12 protein-coding genes are annotated in these 14,204 nt (G+C 48.6%); 7 read left to right on the top strand and 5 right to left on the bottom strand.

From position 1 onward, the window contains the following. Positions 1-110 precede the first annotated feature (110 nt). The 7 genes from ubiE to K6Y21_RS06305 all read left to right on the top strand — a co-directional run bounded on the left by ubiE (position 111) and on the right by K6Y21_RS06305 (position 5,443). Positions 111-881 (top strand): bifunctional demethylmenaquinone methyltransferase/2-methoxy-6-polyprenyl-1,4-benzoquinol methylase UbiE, encoded by a 771-nt coding sequence (gene ubiE, locus K6Y21_RS06335; RefSeq protein WP_233070937.1) that lies wholly within the window; start codon positions 111-113, stop codon positions 879-881. A gap of 9 nt (positions 882-890) precedes the next feature. Then, on the top strand, positions 891-1,505 hold the full coding sequence (locus K6Y21_RS06330; RefSeq protein WP_233070936.1) for a ubiquinone biosynthesis accessory factor UbiJ: 615 nt from the start codon (positions 891-893) through the stop codon (positions 1,503-1,505). Then, on the top strand, positions 1,505-3,139 hold the full coding sequence (gene ubiB, locus K6Y21_RS06325; protein ID WP_233071098.1) for a ubiquinone biosynthesis regulatory protein kinase UbiB: 1,635 nt from the start codon (positions 1,505-1,507) through the stop codon (positions 3,137-3,139). Before K6Y21_RS06330 ends, ubiB begins: the two co-directional genes overlap by 1 nt. A 108-nt stretch (positions 3,140-3,247) precedes the next feature. Beyond that, positions 3,248-3,493, top strand: coding sequence for a twin-arginine translocase TatA/TatE family subunit (gene tatA, locus K6Y21_RS06320; protein ID WP_233070935.1), 246 nt, complete (start codon positions 3,248-3,250; stop codon positions 3,491-3,493). Between the two features lie 6 nt (positions 3,494-3,499). Further along, on the top strand, positions 3,500-3,904 hold the full coding sequence (tatB, locus tag K6Y21_RS06315; protein ID WP_233070934.1) for a Sec-independent protein translocase protein TatB: 405 nt from the start codon (positions 3,500-3,502) through the stop codon (positions 3,902-3,904). Beyond that, positions 3,905-4,663: a twin-arginine translocase subunit TatC gene (gene tatC / locus K6Y21_RS06310; protein ID WP_233070933.1), complete on the top strand. Its 759-nt coding sequence runs from the start codon at positions 3,905-3,907 to the stop codon at positions 4,661-4,663. Then, positions 4,664-5,443 carry a TatD family hydrolase gene (locus K6Y21_RS06305; protein WP_233070932.1) on the top strand — a complete coding sequence of 260 codons (780 nt, stop codon included), beginning with the start codon at positions 4,664-4,666 and terminating at the stop codon, positions 5,441-5,443. A 3-nt stretch (positions 5,444-5,446) separates the two neighbouring features. Here K6Y21_RS06305 and K6Y21_RS06300 read toward each other — a convergent pair whose 3' ends face one another. The 5 genes from K6Y21_RS06300 to torA form a co-directional block, all read right to left on the bottom strand. Beyond that, positions 5,447-9,367, bottom strand: a complete 3,921-nt coding sequence (locus tag K6Y21_RS06300; protein ID WP_233070931.1) for an AsmA family protein — start codon at positions 9,365-9,367, stop codon at positions 5,447-5,449. A gap of 110 nt (positions 9,368-9,477) precedes the next feature. Next, a complete protein-coding gene (locus tag K6Y21_RS06295; protein WP_233070930.1) occupies positions 9,478-9,753 on the bottom strand; it encodes a peptidylprolyl isomerase in 276 nt (91 codons plus the stop codon). Positions 9,754-9,855: 102 nt separating this feature from the next. Beyond that, on the bottom strand, positions 9,856-10,854 hold the full coding sequence (locus tag K6Y21_RS06290; protein WP_233070929.1) for a DUF6929 family protein: 999 nt from the start codon (positions 10,852-10,854) through the stop codon (positions 9,856-9,858). A 222-nt stretch (positions 10,855-11,076) separates the two neighbouring features. Further along, a complete protein-coding gene (torD, locus tag K6Y21_RS06285; protein WP_233070928.1) occupies positions 11,077-11,724 on the bottom strand; it encodes a molecular chaperone TorD in 648 nt (215 codons plus the stop codon). Beyond that, entirely contained in the window at positions 11,724-14,189 is a 2,466-nt protein-coding gene (gene torA, locus K6Y21_RS06280) for a trimethylamine-N-oxide reductase TorA (RefSeq protein WP_233070927.1), read from the bottom strand. Before torA ends, torD begins: the two co-directional genes overlap by 1 nt. Between the last annotated feature and the right edge of the window lie 15 nt (positions 14,190-14,204).

The raw sequence follows: 14,204 nt of genomic DNA, 5'->3' as shown, positions 1-14,204 counted from the left end.
AGTCGTTTTAATCGGATTGATTGCGTGCGGTCTTGGTGTTTGCTAAGTGCTGGAGTGACAGCGCCCCATCAAGTAAACTAGCGGTCCAGTTAGGATTTTAAGGACGCACCATGACGGAGCAGGTTGACAACGCTATCAATCAAGAAACCACTCACTTTGGTTATCAAACTGTTGCTAAGGCTGACAAAGTTGAAAAAGTGGCTGAGGTATTTCACTCAGTTGCGACAAAATATGATGTGATGAATGATTTTATGTCATTAGGCATTCATCGCGTTTGGAAGCGTTTTGCCATTGATTGCTCAGGTATTCGTCCCGGTCAAAAAGTGTTGGATCTGGCCGGCGGTACGGGAGATTTAACCGCTAAGTTTTCTCGTGTGGTTGGTGAGCAAGGCCATGTGGTGCTAGCCGATATTAACGACTCCATGCTTAAAGTCGGCCGGGCTAAACTGCGTGATTTGGGCATTGAAGGCAATGTTGAATATGTACAAGCCAATGCGGAAGCCTTGCCATTTCCTGATAATCATTTTGATCTTGTCACCATTGCGTTTGGTTTGCGCAATGTTACCGATAAAGACAAGGCGATTCGATCTATGTTTCGAGTGCTCAAGCCGGGTGGCCGCTTGTTGGTCTTAGAGTTTTCCAAAACCGAGCAGCCGATGCTGAGCAAGCTATACGACTTTTATTCCTTCAATATTTTACCTGCCATGGGCAAGGTCGTGGCTAACGATTCAGAAAGTTATCGTTATTTAGCAGAAAGTATCCGCATGCACCCAGATCAAGAAACCTTAAAAGGTATGATGGAGCAGGCCGGTTTTGAAGGGGTTGAGTACTACAATATGACAGGTGGCATTGTCGCATTGCATCGTGGTTACAAATTCTAGGAGTCAGCTATGCCTTTATTGAATCTGATTAGCGCTGGTGTAGAAACTGGCATCAATTCGCTGCAACAATGGGATCGACAAGGGCAAGCACGACGCAAGAAATTAGCCGGTAAGGTATTTTCCATCGAGTTAAAAGAGCTGCCAAAGCCGTTTTATTTTGTGATCAGTACCCAGCAGGTGGATGTACTGGGGGAATATGAAGGCACGCCGGATGTGCGGGTCAAGCTGTCGGTAACCGCTCTAGATGAACTAAAAGATAGCGCTAAAACGACCAGTTTGATCAAGCAAGATAAACTAGAGGTGGAAGGGGATATTCAGCTGTTACAACAGTTTGCCCAGCTGCTCACCGAAATGGACATTGATTGGGAAGATGAATTATCCCGCTATCTAGGTGATGTGCTGGCCCATAAGCTATGTTACGGCCTTGGCCAAGCGAGGCGCGTGGCCGGTCGGCAACTGTGCCGTATTCAGCGCAATGTGGCCGAGGTGATCACCGAAGAATACCGTTTAGCACCGAGCCCATTAGAAGTGGCATTTTTTTGCGATCAAGTGACTCAATTAGAACAGCACAGTGAACAAGTGTTCGCTCGGTTGGATAAGCTACTAGGGCGAGTGGTGAAATGATGAAATTTGCCGAGTTAGGCCGGCTATATGCGATTAGTAAAACCTTTTTAAACTATGGCTTAGATGAGCTCGTCCCCTACGAGCATTTGCCCATGGGCAGCCGCCTGGCGCGTAAGGCGCTGTTTTGGTTGGGTAATGAGCACAAAGACAAATCCTTACCCGAGCGCTGTCGGTTAGCGCTGCAAGCCCTAGGGCCGGTTTATATTAAGCTAGGCCAAATGCTGTCAACACGCCGTGATTTATTGCCGCCCGAATATGCCGAACAATTAGCCTTGCTGCAAGACCAGGTTGAGCCCTTCTGTGGTGATATCGCTGTTGCCGAGATTGAACGCCATCTGGGCGCCAAGGTTGGCCAACTGTTTGATAACTTTGATGCTAAGCCCTTGGCGTCGGCCTCCATAGCCCAAGTTCATACTGCTACCTTAAAGCAAGATGGCCGCGAGGTGGTGATCAAGGTGATCCGCCCGGGCATCGATAAGGTGATAAAGGCCGATATTCAACTGATGAAGCTATTGGCGCAAGTGCTGGCAAAATACGCCCCAGAAGCTGACCGTCTGCGTCCTGTTGAGGTGGTGGAAGAATACGAAAAAACCATCATCGATGAGCTGGACTTGATGCGTGAAGGCGCTAATGCGATCCAACTAAGGCGTAATTTTGAAGGCTCTAAAGAGCTTTATGTGCCAGAAATCTACAGTGATTACTGCACCCACAAGGTGTTGGTGATGGAGCGTATTTACGGCATTCCCGTATCGGATATTGCGGCCCTTGAAGCCCAAGGCACCAATATGAAGTTACTGGCAGAGCGCGGTGTTGAAACCTTTTTTGCGCAAGTATTTCGCGATAGTTTCTTCCATGCCGATATGCATCCCGGCAATGTCTTTGTGTCGCGTGAACACCCCGAAGACCCGATGTGGATCGGCATCGACTGCGGCATAGTGGGTACCTTAAATAAAGAAGATCAGCGTTACCTAGCGGAAAACTTCCTCGCCTTTTTTAACCGAGATTATCGCAAGGTGGCGCAACTGCATCTGGATTCTGGCTGGGTACCTATGGATACCAAGGTGGAAGAGTTTGAGTTTGCCATTCGCGCGGTCTGCGAGCCGATCTTTGAAAAACCACTGGCGCAAATCTCTTTTGGCCATGTACTACTCAACCTGTTTAACACCGCCCGCCGTTTTAATATGAAGGTGCAGCCTCAACTGGTATTACTGCAAAAAACTTTGTTATATATTGAAGGCTTAGGTCGCCAGCTTTATCCAGAGTTAGATTTATGGAAGACCGCTAAGCCGTTTCTCGAAAACTGGATGATGCAGCAAGTCGGGCCAAAAGCCGTGGTCAATGCGGTGAAGGATAAAGCGCCGTTTTGGGCAGAAAAATTACCCGAGTTTCCCGAGTTGATTTATGATGGTTTGAAGCAATTTAGAACCCAGCAACAACAGCTTAACCAAATGCAGCAAGCCTTTCAGCAACACAGTCGCAATATGGCCAAGAGCCGCTTTTGGGTCATCGTCGGCGGGGCCATGCTGGTGGGGGGCGCGGTGCTATATGGTGAGCAAGAAGGAGCAGCCAAAGTGGCGGCAGTGCTGGGTGTGCTTGCCTGTGTTAAGGCCTATTGGCATACCGCTAAAGGGTAGAGTCGGTAAATCGTTGCGCCGTAATAAGCTTTTAGTGAACAATGACCTTATACTTGAAACAATAAAGTGACAAAATAACTTAACATTTAATAAATACAGGATGACATTATGGGTGGTATTAGCATTTGGCAATTACTGATTATTGCAGCCATTGTGATTTTACTTTTTGGTACGAAAAAATTACGCGGCATGGGCGGTGACTTAGGCGACGCCATCAAGGGCTTTAAAAAAGCCATGAACGATAATGACGATGCCAGCACGACAGAGACCAAAAACTTGGCCGATCCGGCGCAAAAAAAACAAGCGGATCTGGCTGCTGACGACGAGAAGAACAAGCAAAAAGAGCAGGGTTAAACCGCCATGTTCGATATCGGTTTTTGGGAGATCGTGCTTATCTCGGTGATCGGCCTAATTGTATTAGGGCCTGAGCGCTTGCCCGTGGCCATTCGCACCGTCATGAGTTGGGTGCGGGCCATTAAAGGCACGGCGAACTCAATGAAAAATGAACTATCGCAAGAGCTTAAGATCCACGAGATGCACGAAAACTTACGCAAAGCTGAGCAGCAAGGGTTGGAAGGTTTATCACCCGAACTGAATGAATCGGTGGAGAGCTTGAAACAAGCCGCACAAGCGGTGACGCGTCCTTACAGCGATGAATCTAAGCCGACCACTGAGTCTCCGTCGCCCTCGGCATCAACCGATTCTGTGCCATCACCTTCACCAAAAGCGCCGACTGCTTCAGTTGCGAGTCAGGAAAAAAAATAAATGTCAGAGCCGTTACCTGAGCACTCTGCTGCCCCCCTTATCAGCCATTTAATGGAGCTAAGAAATCGTTTGCTGCGCGCGGTGATCGCGGTTGCCCTGATTTTTGCGGGCTTAGTCTATTTTGCCAATGAGATTTATTATTTTGTGGCAGAGCCTCTCACCAGCCATTTGCCTGAAGGGGCAAGCATGATAGCGACCGATGTGGCAACACCATTTTTTACGCCGATTAAGCTAACCATAGTATTAAGCGTATTTTTGGCCATGCCTTATTTGTTGTATCAAGCTTGGGGCTTTATCGCACCGGGTTTGTACCAACACGAGAAAAGACTCATTGCTCCTTTGGTGTTCTTTAGTGCTCTGCTGTTTTATGGCGGCATTGCGTTTGCTTATTACGTGGTGTTTCCTTTGGTGTTTCAATTTTTCACTTCGGTGGCGCCCGAGGGCGTGACCATCGCCACGGACATCAGCAGTTATTTAGACTTTGTGTTAAAGCTGTTTTTCGCCTTTGGTTTAGCCTTTGAAATTCCCATTGCCACCTTATTACTCTGTTGGACGGGGGCCACCACGCCTGCACAGTTAAAGGCCAAGCGCCCTTATATTGTGGTCGCTGCATTTGTCATTGGCATGTTACTCACACCGCCCGATATTATCTCCCAAACCATGCTGGCGATTCCCATGTTGCTGCTGTTTGAGTTAGGTTTATTGTTCTCGCGTTTTTATGTCAAAAAGAACGAAGACGAGCAAGAGGCGACAGACTAGATGATCGATATTGGCATTAACTTAACCAACGCGCGCTTTGATAAAGATCGCGCCGAGGTGATAGCCGCTGCGCAACAAGCGGGCGTGAGTGCCATGGTGGTCACCGGTACTTGCTTAGTCGAAAGCCAGCAGGCGGCGCAATTGGCCGCGCTTTATCCCGATTATTTATACGCGACCGCAGGGGTGCATCCTCACGATGCTAAAACCGTGGATCAAACGACTTGGCAGGCGCTGCGTGAGCTTTGGGCCTTGCCTCAGGTGAAAGCCGTGGGTGAATGTGGCCTGGACTACAACCGTGATTTTTCACCGCGCCCAATTCAAGATAAGGTCTTTGCCGAGCAACTCGAGTTGGCGGTGGAATTACAATTACCGGTTTTTTTACACGAGCGTGACGCCAGCGCGCGCTTTATTGACATCCTAAAGCCCTATCGTGATGATTTGCCCGCGGCCGTCTTGCATTGCTTTACCGGCACACAGGCAGAGCTTCACGCCTATTTAGATTTAGACTTGCACATAGGGATTACAGGTTGGATCTGCGATGAGCGCCGTGGCCTGCATTTGCATGAGGCGGTCAAAGTGATCCCCGATAATCGCTTAATGATAGAAACCGATAGCCCTTATCTGGTGCCTCGCACCTTGCGACCAAAACCCAAATCCAGTCGTAACCTACCGCAATATTTACCCCATATCGCCCAAACCATCGCCGACATTAAAGGCCAACCCTTAGCGGATTTGATTGCCAATACCACTCGCACCAGCCGTGAGTTTTTTGCGTTTTAAGGTTTAGTTGACGTCCCCCTGCCAAGCTTGTTGGCATTGCGGTTGACCATTGTTGTTGACGGGAGTCTCAAGCATCCATTTTAGTGGCGCGACGACGGGGCTGGTGATAAATCTAAGGGTGGTGCCTATTAGACCGCCCGGCGCAATGCCCACCTTGAAATCTTCTATCTTGCCCTTGACTTGGATGGGAGTTTGCAGGGCGAAAATTTGCGCACGCTTAGCCCTTGGTGTGAGCTTGATGTTAACATCTCGGCGGTTTAAATCGATTTGCACTTCGCCAAAGGCTTGCATCCGGGTGCTGTCGAGTAATACCCGCTCTTGTGTCAGTACCCCTTGGTTAAGATTAAAGCGACCCACTAAGCAATTCACTTCGGCATGGTCTTCGTCGGTGACTTTGGGCAGCAAGGCGCTGACTAGGCTTACCGCCCACAAATCAAAAATATCGGCCTTAAATGACTGAGGGTGAATGGCAAAACGCACATGGCCATCGGCTTGATTGAGCAGTTTAGTGAGTTTAGGCGCTGAGCCCTTAACCGCCAGATCCAAACTGAGTTCGCCCTTTATCTTGCTGTTGGGCTCGATACGATTGGCCAGCACACCGTAATCTAACTTATCAATTTGAGCATCTACCCAACTGTTGTATAAGCCATTGTTGAAGTTGAGGCCGGATTTTATCACGACATTGCCACCGGGTATTTCCAGTTGTAACCGTTGTAACTCGGCGTTACCGTCAGTTAAGTTGAAATCCAGTTGGCCTTGGCCTAAATGGTCTTGGCCAGACACTACCTTGTCTACCTTTAACTTGATGTTGGCATCGAGACGCTGAAACGTGGCTGGTGAAATAGGGGCGGATTGGCCCACTTTAGCGTCGCTGGATGGCGGGTTTGACGCCGCAAATAGGCGCCAGTTTTGGTCGCGAAAATCATTAAGTTGAATTTGTGGTGAGTGAAGGGACAAATCAAATTGTGGCTTACCCGTGGTGGTGTTAGCCAACAGAGCCATCTTGCCTGCTAAATGGCTGTTAGAAAGTTGTAACCTCACTTGGTCGAGATAGTAGCCGACCGCATCGGTATGCAAATTGGCCTGAAGGTGGACAGGGCCAAAGTGTGGTAAGTCAATGGGGATTAGCGGTTGGATCTCAGCGAGTGTGGGGCTATCGAGTTGCAATGCAAGTTGAAGATTATGGGTTGAAATTGGTAAAGAGACCCGGCTACTGGCGGCCAGTTTTATCTGATTTAACTGCGCATTTAACTGAATGGGAAGGGGCTGCTTCGAGTTATGGCTGGCCCTCAATGAAGGCGCACGCAGCGAAAGCTGCACCGGTTGCTTAAGCAGCTTCCCTTCTAGTGTCAACAGACTATCTTTGTCCCGCTCCATACTAAGACTGCCTTGGCTTAACTCAATTTCTGTGATTTGCCCTGGGCGTTTACTGGGCAGTCGCCAGAGCCCACCTTGAACAGATGCGTTCAGCTTGGCCGACAATAACATGGCTTGAATGTTATCTCCCTTTACCTGGCTGCGTAAAGAGAGTTGGTCGGCGTGAAGATCGAGCTCATCACTGAGCTTGAGTAAGCGTGCTATTTCACCTATGTCGGTTTGTTTGCTGGTCAGTGCAAAGCTCGCTTGGGGCGGGAAGTGGCGTAAGTCGACACTGATATCGCCATTAAAACGATTACTGCCTAGGGTAACACCAAAAGGAGCTTGTTTAAGCCAGCCATCGCGAATCTTGCCGTTAAGTATGATGTTGTTAAAGTTTAAGGTTTGGCTGTTAAGGCGATCTATTTTCAGTTCCAAGTCGGCATCCATGATCTTGATCTCACTTGGCAGAATGGGCGCTGACAGGGTAAGCCCGGTTTGCGGCGTCACGGGCTTGTTCGGTTGGTGAGTCATGCGACTCATTTGTGCCAAGTTGATCCGCGCAAAGTGGCTGCTTAGTTTAACGTAGGCGTTATCTTGATCGGGTTGCCAATAAAGGTGCGCCCGGCCTTGAGTCTGACCCAGCTTAAGGGTGTCTAAATCGAGCTCGAAGTGATCGGCTACGCCTTTGAGTTGGCCTGCTAATGAAATGCTGTCTCGGCTACTTGGATCGATGGCAAACCAGCTGGCGAGTGCGCCGAGTTGCTGGATCTCGGCGTTTAGGGTCAGTTTGCTACCATCAAGTTGCCCGAGTTGTTGAATACCACCTGCAAGGGATAAATGGCTATGTGGCGCGCTCACCTTGAGTGATACTTGCCAAGGCTCTCCTTTGGCGAGTTGTTGGGTTGGCTCTCCTTCACCTTTGATGGTCACAGGGACGCCTAATAATTGGCCATCGACGTTCAAGGTTGAGGTAAGTAAGCTGCCCGAAACAAATTCAGCATTGTGCACAGAAAAGTGAACGGGGTTGGGGGTGCCATATTGCAAATGAGCCTGTTTTAATTGGTAGTTAAGCTTGGCGTTTTGCACCAGAGCAAGCAGATTGTGGCCCTTGCTGTTGATTTTTAAGACCGAGGATTCGACCTGACCCTTGACGGAAGATGCTCCTAGAAACAGCTTGGCTAAATCGCCTATTTCTGCATTTTTGGCTTTAAGGTTGACCTTTGCCTTGATGGTGTCTGTTGCCTGCAGGGTAATGCGCCCACTGAAAGGCACCTTGGCGATGGTGACTTTAGCGGGGACAGTGAACTTGCCTTGCTTTAAGCGAACCTTGAGCCGAGCATCTTTTATGCTGGTTCCAAGGCCGGTTAGCTCGTCCAGAGAAAAGCTGATGTTTCCTTCCAGTAACGAAAAATAATAACGTAAGCGTTGGAGTAAGGCTTGTTGCTCCTGCTGAATCTGTCTATCTACCTTGCTTTTTTGCGGGGTAGGTTGGGTTTGCCTCTCTGCTGCTGGACCTGAGGGTGACGTGTCAGTTGGGGGCTCAAGCCAGTGATTTAAATTAATGCTGTCGCCATGAAGTTGGCCGGTGATAACAGGCAGAGGTGGCTGCCAGTTGATTTTGGCTTGACCATCCAATTGGGTACCGCCTAGCTGCATCTGGGTGATCATCATTTCGACCTGCTTGCTTGCGTTACTGATTTCGGCAGCAAAATTAAGTGGTAGCAAGGGTTTAATATTGGCGCCAAATAAAGGTGCTAGATAAGTATCATCTTTTAAGGTGAGGCTGAATTGACCCTGCCCCTGGTGAGTATGGCGATCAAATGTGCCGTTAAATTCACTCTTGATGCCGGCAACGTCAATCTTGAGTTGGTAGGGGCTTTGTTGCGCTTGGGGACTGGCCAAGAGTGAAACGTGATAAGGCAAACCAGCAAAACTGCCTTTGGCATCAAGGCGAATATCTTGCTGTTGATCACCACCAAAGGTGAGTTGGTCAAGGCGATAATCAATAAAGGTATCTGCGTCTCGTTGATGATTGATGGTGACATCGTGAATGGCGATGTGTCCTAACTGGGTTAAGCGCCAATCAGAAGGTGCGGTTGGCGCATCACTGGTTTGTTGGCTAGCGAGCAACCATTGCCAATTGTTTTGTTGCTGATCGCCAAACAGGTTGGTGGTTAACCCTGTGACCTTAATGGTGTTGAATTGAATTTGCTTTGAAAGCAAAGGGATCAAGGCTAATGCGATTTCGGCTTGCTCAAGTTTGGCAAGCTGGTCAGGGTAAGGAGCGGGATTGGCGATGCTGATTTGGTTGACGGTTAAATGCGGTGTGAGGGAAAGTTGCAGTAAGGTATCGCCTTGGATGCTGATCGGATGTTCAAGCTGCTGGTTTGCCAATGCCGCAAAGTCAGCATTATATCGAGTTAGGTTGATGGTTGGCTGTACCAACCAGAGAAAGACCCCTAACAGGGTGATCAGCAGGGTCAAGGAAGCGAATATCAGCCCCAACCAACGCCAGATTTTATGATGGCGCTTGGCCTGTGGGTTCGCAGTGGCTTGGTCTGGCATCAATGCTTAGCTCTGATTAGATTCCTCATCTAAGCATAGAGAATTGCGCCATCAACGTCACCGTTAAAAGTCTGATTTTTTGACTTAACTAGTTAATCTTTAAAGTGGTTTTAGCCACGGTATAAGATTTTTATAAGGTGAAAACCAAATTTGGTTTTGACTGGGCCATGTACCGTATAGAGCTCTTTTTTAAACACCACATCGTCAAATTGTTTGACCATGCTGCCTTTGCGAAACTCACCCAGATAGCCCCCTTTTTTGCCTGATGGGCAAATAGAGTGCTGTTTGGCGAGCTTGGCAAAATCAGCGCCTTTTTCGAGTTGTTTCTTAATTTGTTCACACTTGTCACGTTGTTTGACCAGGATATGGACGGCACTGGCTTTCATACATAGCCCCTTAAGCAAATAAAGGGCTATGGTATCTTACTCTGTTGACTAGGAACAGCTTGGGATAAGGGTAGGTACTGCGCTAGTCTTCAGAGGGAGGAGTTAGTCGAGCTCTAATTCAAAAGAAAAGAACTCACTGGTACCGTCATCGTTGTCACTGACTAAGGCGCCTGAGATTTCTTCCTTATCACTTTCAACGATAGCGATGGACTCTACCTTAGTGATTAATGGCTGGCCTTGTTTGTCCAGCAGCGGCACTGCTGCACTGGTCAGGTCGATATGTTGGTTCGCGCCTTTAAAGGATTTGAGTGGGATCAAACCAATAAAGCTGCCTAAGATCTCACCGTCGTTATAGGCGTCACCCGTGGCTTCGACCGAGGCGGTATAGACCAAGGATTTGCCCTCTACCCAAAACTCACCACCTGATAAACCAGCTTCGAAGCCTGCTACTGTTGGTAGGGTAACGGTGAAGGTTTTTAGTTCAGTCACTTGGTTGATCTCGCCTACCATGTAGTTAACCAGCTCGGCTTTATCTAGCATAAAGATCAGGTTTCCACCCGAGTTACCGCGGTTAAAGATAAAGGCTTTATCTTTGGCAATGGCTAGGCCTTCAATATTGAGCTCTTGATCGCCCGTGAAGCCACCTGCCTGGTATAGTTGTGCATAAAGCGGAGCCAATGAACGTTCGATTTGTTGCTTGGTATTCTTTGATATCAAATAACCCCATTCGCGTACCTCGGCCTTACTACCCGAGCCTAATACGAGGAACCAATCTTTCAGATCGTGTTCAACCATGGCCATGGCTTCGTAATCGGGTTTAACCGCTTTTACAATACGGCCATCATCTGTCATTGGGTAGTCTTTGATTAGGTGTTTTTTCTTGATATCAAACTTTTTATTTAGCTTGAATAACCAAGGTGAATCATCACCCACGGCGTATAACGCCTTACCATCAGCAACCAAACCAGAAGCGGAAGACAATTCAGTATTCAATACCGATGGGCCGAGCTCTAAATCAAGTGAAACTTGATCCATGTTTTTGGCGTTGGCTTGAACCATGGCGCCCGCCGCGAGCATCGCAACGACAATCTTATTTAGCATTATAACTCCTTGTTTTTAAAATAAAGCATCTTGGTATTCAGCGAAATGTTACACTTTTATGACATTAAAAATTCGGTCACGAATGTATCTTTGCAAGCCTAAGGTGGTCAATTTGATTCTGTTGAGAATGAGATCTAACTCAAGTAATTGTTTTTACTAGTAAAGGGGCGGTGACGGGTGGCTGGATAGCTAACATCTTGGTCTTTCGTTGGCGTTGTTAGCTTAGATGTGTGCCGCCACAGGTTGTGGCTGCTGGCTGTCTTGCTCAATGAATTGTAATAGCAGCTGGGCCAGTGCTGGGTAAAAACCATTGCGTCGCACTTGGCGACTTCGTGTGACCCACTGCGGCAGCCAATTTAACAAGTGACGCTGTATAAATTGGTGCTGCGCTTGGGGGTCTTGAGTGCTGGTTTGCAAAATCAAGTTGCCAAGGTAGTCAAGTTGAATGGCAAGGTGATCGGCGGGCTCGTTAAAATCAGGGGTGATCCTTAAGCCTTGATCTTGCAATAAGGCCTGCATGTCGTCGTGGGGTTGCTGAAATAATAATCCTTTTTGATCTAGATAGAGGGAGGCATAAGGGGGGGCACCGGTTTTCAGATCCGTTAATAGCAGTTGACTAAAGTCGGCGGCGAGCTCTAGCTCGGGGTGGGGTAATTTGACCAAATTATCTAAGGCTGTGATGACCGCGTTGGCGGCATCGTTAAATTCTTTTTGCTCGGCTAATGCATTGAGCAGCGCGCGCCCTTGGCCAAGGGGGCTTGCTCGATACTGCTTGAGTTGCTCCGCCGTTAACTCTTGGCTAAACAAGCTTGCAAACCACCAATATAAGCTAGCTCGGGTTTCATCTTGTTCGGTTATCTTTGTTGTCATTACGATATCTCCACTGGGCCACCAAAGGCGGTGACGGCGGGGGCATCACCTTGATATTTTTCAATCTCTACCAAGCAAGTGTTGGCGCTGGTAGCTTGTGCCAATTGTGACGTGCCGATATCCATAGTGAGGGTGTTAGGGTCGCCATAAGTATCAAGGGCGCCGATGGCTTCGCTTTCTGGGCCATACCAAGCGCCTTCTTGTAATCTCGCAACCCCGGGAGCGTAATCGTCTGAGACCACGGCGCCAGCAAGCAATTGCCCGCGTTGATTAAACACTCTGACCAAGTCGCCATCTTTAATGCCACGCTGGGCTGCGTCTTTGGGGTTCATATATAAAGGCTCGCGGCCTTGTACCGTGTAAGTGGCGCGAAAGGCTTCGGAGTCACACATTTGTGAGTGCAAGCGTTTATCTGGGTGGCAAGATTGTAGCCAAATGGGGTGTTTATCTGAGCCCGGGCCGCCATGGGAGCGTTCGGCTTTTTCAAACCACATCGGATGTCCTTGGCAGTCATCGTAACCATAGCGATCGATTTTACGGCTGAATATTTCGATAAATCCCGATGGCGTGCCGAGTGCATTGATTTCGGGATCTTCTCTAAAGTCGGCTTGGCGGGTCCAGTTTTCGCCTTTGCCAAAATCAACCCAACCTTGCTGCCAAAAGGTGGCAAAGTCGGGCATTTCAAATTTACCCTTGTTGGCTTGGGCGCATTCATCATAAAGCTGTTTCACCCACTCCATTTCGCCTTTTCCTTGGGTGTAGGCTTTGTCTTTGCCAAAACGTTTTGCCAATAGGGTAAAGATGTCAAAGTCGGTTTTAGATTGGAATAAGGGGTCCACCAACTTGTGCATGGCAATGATGCCACGGCTACTGTAAGAGCCATATAAGTCAATATCGTTACGTTCCCATTGGGTGCAGGCAGGCAGCACGATGTCGGCAAAACGACAGGTGGCGGTCCAAGTAAAATCAACCGACACCACGGTTTCTAATTTTTGGAATGCTTGCTTCATGCGGTTGCGATCTTGATGATGATGCCATGGGTTACAGCCGGAAAAGACCATCATTTTTAAGTCGGGCAGGGTGATGGTTGCACCATTGGCATTGATTTTTTTACCCGGCTCTATAATCGCATCAACCCAGCGGGCAACGGGGATGGTACTGCTGTAGCCTTTAAAGTCATTGTTTTTATGGATCCTGTCGTCAGGGTTGTCTGGGTTACGCGGGAAGCCGCCAGGCCCTGCCGCGCCGGTGGAAGGTACGCCAATGGAGCTGTAATGGTGAGCGTAGCTGATGCCACCGCCCGGCAAGCCGATTTGTCCGAGCATGGCCGCAATGACTGCCCCCATCCAATAGGGCTGCTCGCCATGTTGTTGGCGCTGCACGCACCAGCCAAAAATAATTTGCGTTCGCTGCTTGGCGAGCAGGCGGGCAAATTCACGAATGTCATCGGCGGCAATGCCGCAAATCGATTCGGCCCATTCAGGGGTTTTTTCTACCTTGTCTTTGCTTTTACCCATGACATAGGGAATAAAGTCTTCAAACCCAAGGGCATAGGTTTTCAGGAAGTTTTCATCGTGCAGTTTTTCACTGTAAAGAGTGTGGGCAATACCCAGCATAAAGGGCACATCGGTTTGTGGATTGACGTATTGTTGTTCACAGTTAAGGTATTTTTGGGTTTTGGTGCGAACCGGATCCACGCTGATAACACGAATTTGTTTTTTGGCGACTTTCTCTTTTAATTGTTCCAGATATTCATAGGCTTCGTGGGTTTCACAGTTCCAGCCGACTTGTAAGTTTTTCACTAAGTCACTGCCCCATAACACGATGGTTTTACTGTGTTTTAAAATGAGGGGCCAAGAGGTGCCTTGGGCATAGACCTCGGTTGAGCCCAATACATAAGGCATGATGGTTTGACCTGCTCCCGTCGAGTAATCACCGACTTTTTTCACCGAGTAGCCATGCATCGCGATGGCACGCTCCATATGGTTGCCACATGAATGCACTTGTCCCGTTTGGCGCCAGCCTGTTTGCCCTGTGTGCAGCGCCCAAGGGCCGTATTGGGTTTGTACTCGTTCCAACTCTTGATAGAACATGTCGATGGCTTGATCCCAAGTGACGCGGATAAAGCGGTTGTCGCCCCGTTGCTTGGTGTCACTTTGGTGGCGTTTGAGAAACCAATCATAGCGCACCATGGGATAGCGGATCCGTGAGGGGCTGTAGATGATCCCTTTGATCCCTTTGAGCATCTCGGTGGGGTAGCTATCGGCTTCAAACGGTTTAATTTCTTGTACCTTACCCGCATAAACGCGTGCTCTAAATGCGCCCCAATGTGAGCCTGAAACTTGCCATTGACCGGGTGATTCTGATGCGGCTGCCACTGCTTGTTGTAGTAAACTTGGGCCAATTAAACCCGCTGCACTGGTGGCGGCGATGCCTTTTAGAAAACTGCGACGTGAAATAGTCATGTTGATATCCTTGCT

It is taken from the genome of Motilimonas eburnea (assembly GCF_021295345.1).
In the GTDB taxonomy this organism is placed as follows: domain Bacteria; phylum Pseudomonadota; class Gammaproteobacteria; order Enterobacterales; family CBDFNC01; genus Motilimonas; species Motilimonas eburnea.
This window is presented reverse-complemented; position numbering and strand designations above follow the sequence as displayed.

Excerpts from the sequence above, each read along its gene's own strand:
- K6Y21_RS06290 (WP_233070929.1), bottom strand. The coding sequence starts at position 10,854 with ATGCTAAATAAGATTGTCGTTGCGATGCTCGCGGCGGGCGCCATGGTT.
- K6Y21_RS06305 (WP_233070932.1), top strand. The coding sequence starts at position 4,664 with ATGATCGATATTGGCATTAACTTAACCAACGCGCGCTTTGATAAAGAT.
- torD (WP_233070928.1), bottom strand. The coding sequence starts at position 11,724 with ATGACAACAAAGATAACCGAACAAGATGAAACCCGAGCTAGCTTATAT.
- torA (WP_233070927.1), bottom strand. The coding sequence starts at position 14,189 with ATGACTATTTCACGTCGCAGTTTTCTAAAAGGCATCGCCGCCACCAGT.
- ubiE (WP_233070937.1), top strand. The coding sequence starts at position 111 with ATGACGGAGCAGGTTGACAACGCTATCAATCAAGAAACCACTCACTTT.
- tatA (WP_233070935.1), top strand. The coding sequence starts at position 3,248 with ATGGGTGGTATTAGCATTTGGCAATTACTGATTATTGCAGCCATTGTG.
- K6Y21_RS06295 (WP_233070930.1), bottom strand. The coding sequence starts at position 9,753 with ATGAAAGCCAGTGCCGTCCATATCCTGGTCAAACAACGTGACAAGTGT.
- tatC (WP_233070933.1), top strand. The coding sequence starts at position 3,905 with ATGTCAGAGCCGTTACCTGAGCACTCTGCTGCCCCCCTTATCAGCCAT.
- K6Y21_RS06330 (WP_233070936.1), top strand. The coding sequence starts at position 891 with ATGCCTTTATTGAATCTGATTAGCGCTGGTGTAGAAACTGGCATCAAT.
- tatB (WP_233070934.1), top strand. The coding sequence starts at position 3,500 with ATGTTCGATATCGGTTTTTGGGAGATCGTGCTTATCTCGGTGATCGGC.
- K6Y21_RS06300 (WP_233070931.1), bottom strand. The coding sequence starts at position 9,367 with ATGCCAGACCAAGCCACTGCGAACCCACAGGCCAAGCGCCATCATAAA.
- ubiB (WP_233071098.1), top strand. The coding sequence starts at position 1,505 with ATGAAATTTGCCGAGTTAGGCCGGCTATATGCGATTAGTAAAACCTTT.